The 5755-nt window shown below is 51.1% G+C and carries 6 protein-coding genes; 4 read left to right on the forward strand and 2 right to left on the reverse strand.

The annotated features are described in order from the left end of the window. A partial coding sequence (locus tag ACO6V1_RS22020) for a CDP-alcohol phosphatidyltransferase family protein (RefSeq protein ID WP_422462640.1) occupies positions 1-640 on the reverse strand: 640 nt, incomplete at its 3' end. 661 nt (positions 641-1301) lie between these two features. Here ACO6V1_RS22020 and ACO6V1_RS22025 point away from each other — a divergent pair. From ACO6V1_RS22025 to erpA, 3 genes are all read left to right on the forward strand, one after another. After that, positions 1302-2072, forward strand: a complete 771-nt coding sequence (locus ACO6V1_RS22025; RefSeq protein ID WP_422462642.1) for a DUF6776 family protein — start codon at positions 1302-1304, stop codon at positions 2070-2072. Continuing rightward, positions 2044-2490, forward strand: coding sequence for a bactofilin family protein (locus tag ACO6V1_RS22030; RefSeq protein ID WP_422450407.1), 447 nt, complete (start codon positions 2044-2046; stop codon positions 2488-2490). Before ACO6V1_RS22025 ends, ACO6V1_RS22030 begins: the two co-directional genes overlap by 29 nt. Before the next feature lie 116 nt (positions 2491-2606). Next, a complete protein-coding gene (erpA, locus tag ACO6V1_RS22035; RefSeq protein ID WP_101747158.1) occupies positions 2607-2960 on the forward strand; it encodes an iron-sulfur cluster insertion protein ErpA in 354 nt (117 codons plus the stop codon). Between the two features lie 119 nt (positions 2961-3079). On the opposite strand, the gene ACO6V1_RS22040 is transcribed toward erpA, so the two are convergent. Beyond that, entirely contained in the window at positions 3080-4018 is a 939-nt protein-coding gene (locus ACO6V1_RS22040) for an L-lactate dehydrogenase (RefSeq protein ID WP_422468588.1), read from the reverse strand. Between the two features lie 364 nt (positions 4019-4382). On the opposite strand from ACO6V1_RS22040, the gene radA reads away from it, so the two are divergent. Further along, on the forward strand, positions 4383-5755 hold a 1373-nt coding region (gene radA / locus ACO6V1_RS22045; RefSeq protein ID WP_422450409.1), incomplete at its 3' end, for a DNA repair protein RadA.

The following is a 5755-nucleotide window of genomic DNA, read 5'->3' on the forward strand; positions in this document are numbered from 1 at the left end:
GGGAGGCTGGCTTTTGGTGCTTTTCTTTCTCTGCCTGCTCAATACTTTGGTAACCAGACCAGACCCTGAGAGCGGCGGTTAAAATGCATATAACGGCAAAACCCAGGGCAAGTTGTGGAAAATAACCGGGCAGCAGACAAAAAAGCACAAACAGCGCAATGGTTTCTGTACCCTCGGCCAGACCACCCAGGTAATACAGGGATTTGTGTTTGAAGCGCGGGTCTGACAGCTGATGTTTCTCAGCCATGATGGCATAAGCGAGAAAGCTGGCTCCGGTGCCCATAAAGGAGAAAATCAGGACGCACGCTGCCACCGCATTGTGTGCCGGTGACGCCAGGGCAAAGCCCATGACAATGGCCGAATAAAAAATAAAATCCAGGGTAATATCCAGAAACCCGCCAGCATCTGAGGGGTTGCCCAGTCTGGCCAGTGCTCCATCAAGACCATCCAGTATCCGGTTACCCAGAATCATCACTAAAGCCAGTGAGTAGAGCTCAAAGGCCAGCAATGGGACTGCCAGCATGCCCATCATAAAACCGGCAACGGTGACCTGGTCCGGTGTGATGCCACGATGCTTTAACTGCAACGCAGCCAATCTCAACGGTGGCTGAATAAGTGCGGTTGTCCATTTATCGATCATGTAATATCAGAAGGCAGTGTTGATGAACGGTAAGTAGTTAACCAAATGAAATCGTATTTTCTGACTAAGTGGGCAGTCACTCTGCGGCGTTACAACTCCGGTCACATAGCTACGGCTATGCTCCCTACGTTGTGCCTTGCATAGTAACTGCCCACTTAGCCAGAAAATACGATTCCATTTGGCCAACTACTTAAAAGTGCATCATACCGCTGGCTTTTTTCTGTGCCAAACTGCTTCTTTAGATGTTTGGCCAGGACTGAATTTTGGGTGTGGCGAAAGTTTGCCGGTTTGTTTGTTATGTTTTTTCGGCTTGTGTATAGTCCCGCTGTTAATCCGGATATTTCATAAACTGCCCCGAATCTCGCGTACGACCACATGGATGTGGGAGATAGGGCGACGCAGGATGCCAAAGCCGAGGACTTTGTCGCTCTAAGGGATTTTGTGAGGGAGCGCCGTACCGGGGAGTACGGTCGACTGAACAAAATTCCCTTAGAGCGGCAAAGGACAAGCGAGAGCGGGAGCATGTTTATGAAATATCCGGGTTAAGTTCTTCAGAATAAGGCGCATCCTTTTAATAGGTGCTGTTGAAGGAAGGTTGCAGGCTCATTGGCTCTTAACTATTTAATGGGCCCGAGTCATGGTCAGGAAAAGGTGGATAGCTTTGCATCCCGACAGTAGCAAACTCAGGGTTATACGCCATGACCCGAAACGAGATCAGTTAATTCGAATTTTTCTATTGGTATTTATTGCTTTGCTGGGTGGTTTTGCCTATTGGTATGGTGGAAATCATGCAGGCCAGAATCTGAACCAGCTTCGGCAACAGCATACCACTCTGGAGAACAGGGCCAGAGTATTGCAGGAAGAGAACAGAGAGCTCCGGCAGCGAGTGGGCATTCTGGAAAGTGCCAGCAAAATGGATCGTGAAGCGGTCAATAATGTTCGCCTGTTAGTAAAGAAGCTTGAGGAAGAGAAAGAGCTGCTGCATAAAGAGCTGACTTTTTTCAAAAGCATCCTGGCTCCGGAAGACATGTCTACCGGTGTGCGGGTGGCGGGCTTCAGTTTACTTCGGGGGAATGAATCCGGTCAGTACCGTCTTCGACTGGTGATTTCCCAGGTGGCGAGAAGCAACCCGTTTTTGAAAGGAACACTATCGGTATCCCTGATTGGCGAGAAAGATGGCAAAGCACAGACCATACCGCTGCAGAAGCTGATCGCGTCGGATCAGGCTGTCGCAGGTTTGGGGTTTCGCTATTTTCAGGCTCTGCCCAGTGACAGAGAGTACTTTGACTTCACTGTACCGGAAGGTTTTCAGCCGACAGAGGTCAAGGTTATGGTGCGGATCACCAGCGGAATCAAACAGAGTTTTGAACAAATTTATCAATGGGATAAGGAGCTGTTAGCGGATGTTCGGCAAGAGCAAAACAGCGGGTAACGTCGCGAAACATGGCAGTACGACGCTCATATCGTCAGAAACAATCATTACCGGCGATATTCACTTTTCCGGTTCCGTGCATATTGAAGGGCGTGTTAAAGGTAATGTGTCAGCTGATCAGGGCATGTTAACCATTGCCCATAATGGCAGTGTGGAAGGTGATGTTCGTGTCCAGCGTGTGGTGGTCGATGGCCATGTTCGTGGCAATGTTTTTGCCGAAGAACATCTGGAGCTTGCTTCCAGGGCCGTGATTACCGGTAATGTGTTTTACAACGTGATAGAAATGACCATAGGGTCTCAGGTTAATGGCAGTCTTGAGCATCACTCGAATGGTGTGCCAGCCGGACCTCAGCCTCTGCTGGAGCGTGCTGACCAGGAGATGCCTGCAGCGGAAGTGATTGAAACGGTGGATAGTTGACTGTAACAGTTGGTTACTCCGATAATAGCCCGCTAATGAGTAAATGACGGGTCGCTGCCTTAACGGGTTATCAGTAGGTGATGGCCATGAGCCTGGGCGGCGGCACGGGAGGGTCAATGAGCGTAGTAGAAACAGTGATACCGGAGCCAATCAGTGTTACGGAAGCTGCTGCCCGCAGGGTAAGTGAATTGCTGGCAGATGAGACCGAAGAAAATCAAAGGCTCCGGGTATATGTCACCGGTGGCGGCTGTTCCGGTTTTCAGTACGGCTTCACGTTTGACAGTAATCTTGCTGATGATGACACCCTGATTACCAGAGATGGCGCAGCCATTGTGGTTGATTTCCTTAGTTACCAGTACCTGGTGGGCGCGGAGATTGACTATGAAGAGGGGCTGGAAGGCTCTCGCTTTCTGGTTAAAAACCCCAATGCCAAGTCGACCTGCGGCTGTGGGTCCTCGTTCTCGATATGAACGAATAGCCTGAAACGCTTTAGGGCTTTTGAGAATCACAAAGATCACGCCGGGCACAGAGGAAACCTTCTGATGTGCCCTGCGTGATCTGTGTGTTTTACCGATCGTACAAAAGGGGCTTATACCAGCTGATCCATAGAGACTTTAAGGGTGTTTGACGATTGTCGAATGCCCGCCAGTTCTTCCTCATCCAACTTAGGGGCAATAATACTCTCCACGCCGTCACTGCCAATAACGGTTGGCAGGCTAAGACAGATATCGCTAATGCCGTATTCTCCATTCAGCCGGACCGTGACCGGAAGAACACTGCGCTGATTATTGAGTACCATGCGAATGATAAAGGCAATAACCAGACCAATCGCCCAGTTGGTGTAGCCTTTGTTGGCAATGATCTCGTAAGCGGCTTTTCTGACCCTGGTGACAATACCTGCCAGGGCTTCGGGATCGTATTCACGACCATTAATCGTATTGCCTTTGATGCCAAGCCCGGCAATGGTGGCGGAACTCCAGACCGGTACTTCAGAGTCACCATGTTCCCCGAGAATATAAGCGTGAATGGACTGGGGTGAGACATCATAGTAGTTGGCCAGCAGGGTTCGAAAGCGGGAGGTATCCAGCAGGGTTCCGGTGCCAATCACCAGGTTATTGGGACGATGACTCAGGCTTTGCATGGCATGGGTAAGAATATCCACCGGGTTGCTGGCAATCAGCAACAAGGCTTGGGGTGCATGCTGGTCAAGCTCTCTGGCGATGGCTTCAAACACTTTGATGTTTCGCTGCAGCAGATGCAGGCGACTCTCATCGGGGCTGGATTGACTGACACCGGCGCAGATAACGATGATGCCTGCCCCCTCCAAACTGGCAAAGTCACCGGCGGTGACCTCGCAGCGTCCCACCAGTGGCTGGCCATGCATCAGGTCCAGTGCTTCGCCATGGGCTCTGTCCTGGTTCTTATCCACAAGAATAATTTGATTGGCCAGCTTTTGTTGGAACAGGGAGTAGGCGGCCGCCATGCCAACAAAGCCAGTGCCGATAATGCCAATTTTATTCGTATTCATGGTGAGTGCCTGCGTCTTTGAAGTATGCCCTGGCAACAATAAGCTGAAATATGTGCATACCTCAAGAAAGTGAGGAGTGAAGGTTGTGGCTTATACATCATAAACCCTGCATGATTCTGCTGTATGAATCACCTTTAGTGCAAAGTTCTGTCTGCGTTAATTTAGTCTGACTTTGTTGTATTTGGTAGTAACTGAAAAAAAAGAAACCACAATGACACAAAGGTTTATTTGAGCTTGTCTGAGCTGCGGTAAACCAGCAAAAAAGGCTGCCTTTGTGCCTTCGTGTCTTTGTGGTTCTATACGGAATGTTTGTTACGGATCATACTGAGCAGTTAGACTCAATCTATTTACGCAAAGACTCTTCATGGCAAAAGCAAAATCCCGAAAAGCATACGTTTGTACCGAATGTGGCAGCGAAGCCGCCAAATGGCAGGGGCAGTGTCCGGACTGTAAAGCCTGGAACACCTATAAAGAAGTCAATCTCGGACCGGCCGCCTCTCCCTCCATTGCTGCCAGTAACAAAGCCGGTTTTGCCGGTGCTCTCTCTGAGCTGAAAACCCTCAGCGAAGTGGATGTGGAAGAAGCACCCCGCTTCTCCAGCGGCATGACGGAGTTTGACCGGGTGCTCGGTGGCGGTTTTGTCAAAGGCAGTGCGGTGCTGATTGGTGGTCACCCGGGGGCCGGTAAAAGTACCATCCTGCTGCAGGTGCTCTGTCACGTTGCCCAGTCCATGAATGCCCTTTATGTCTCTGGCGAAGAGTCACTGCAGCAGATTGCTGCCCGGGCCCAGCGATTAGGACTGCCCACCAATAACCTGAAAATGCTGGCGGAAACCTCCGCAGAAAATATTGTCGCGGTGGCCGAGCAGGAAAAGCCCGGCATTATCGTTATCGACTCCATCCAGGTGATGTATATGAACGGAGTGGACTCCGTGCCCGGTGGTGTTGGCCAGGTCAAAGAGTCTGCCGCTTTCCTGACCCGTTATGCCAAACAGAGTGGTACGGTATTGCTGATTGTCGGCCACGTCACCAAAGACAACTCTCTGGCCGGCCCCATGACTCTGTCCCATATCATTGATACCCAGATCATGCTGGGCAATACCGATGATTCCCGCTTCCGTATGATGCGGGCCACCAAAAACCGGTTTGGTCAGGTGAACGAGCTGGGTATTTTTGCCATGACCGAAACCGGCATGAAGGAAGTGAAAAACCCATCGGCCATTTTCCTGTCCCGCACCCAGGAGGCGACTTCGGGCAGCATTATTTCTGTATTGTGGGAAGGTACCCGGCCTCTGCTGGTTGAGATACAGGGGCTTGTGGTGGAATCCCAACTGGGAAACCCTCGTCGTGTAACTGTCGGCGTGGAGCAAAACCGTCTGGCCATGCTGCTGGCCATTCTTACCCGGCACGGTGGCATTTTCACCAGTGACCAGGATGTGTTTCTTAACGTAGTGGGTGGCGTAAAGATCACAGAAACCAGCGCTGACCTGGCCAGCCTGCTGACTGTGGTTTCCAGCCTGCGGGATACACCGCTGCCTCAGGACCTGGTGGCCTTTGGTGAGGTGGGGCTGGCCGGGGAAATCCGTCCGGTGGCCAATGGTCAGGAGCGTCTGGTTGAGGCTGCCAAGCATGGCTTCAGCCGTGCTATTGTTCCTGCCGCCAATCAGCCCAGAAAACCGATTCCCGGTTTGACAGTGATTGCCGTGAAAAAATTATCGGAAGCGCTGGAAGCTATTTA

This window comes from Endozoicomonas sp. ALC013, assembly GCF_049310205.1.
Lineage (GTDB): Bacteria > Pseudomonadota > Gammaproteobacteria > Pseudomonadales > Endozoicomonadaceae > Endozoicomonas.

Excerpts from the sequence above, each read along its gene's own strand:
- ACO6V1_RS22030 (WP_422450407.1), top strand. The coding sequence starts at position 2,044 with ATGTTCGGCAAGAGCAAAACAGCGGGTAACGTCGCGAAACATGGCAGT.
- erpA (WP_101747158.1), top strand. The coding sequence starts at position 2,607 with ATGAGCGTAGTAGAAACAGTGATACCGGAGCCAATCAGTGTTACGGAA.
- ACO6V1_RS22040 (WP_422468588.1), bottom strand. The coding sequence starts at position 4,018 with ATGAATACGAATAAAATTGGCATTATCGGCACTGGCTTTGTTGGCATG.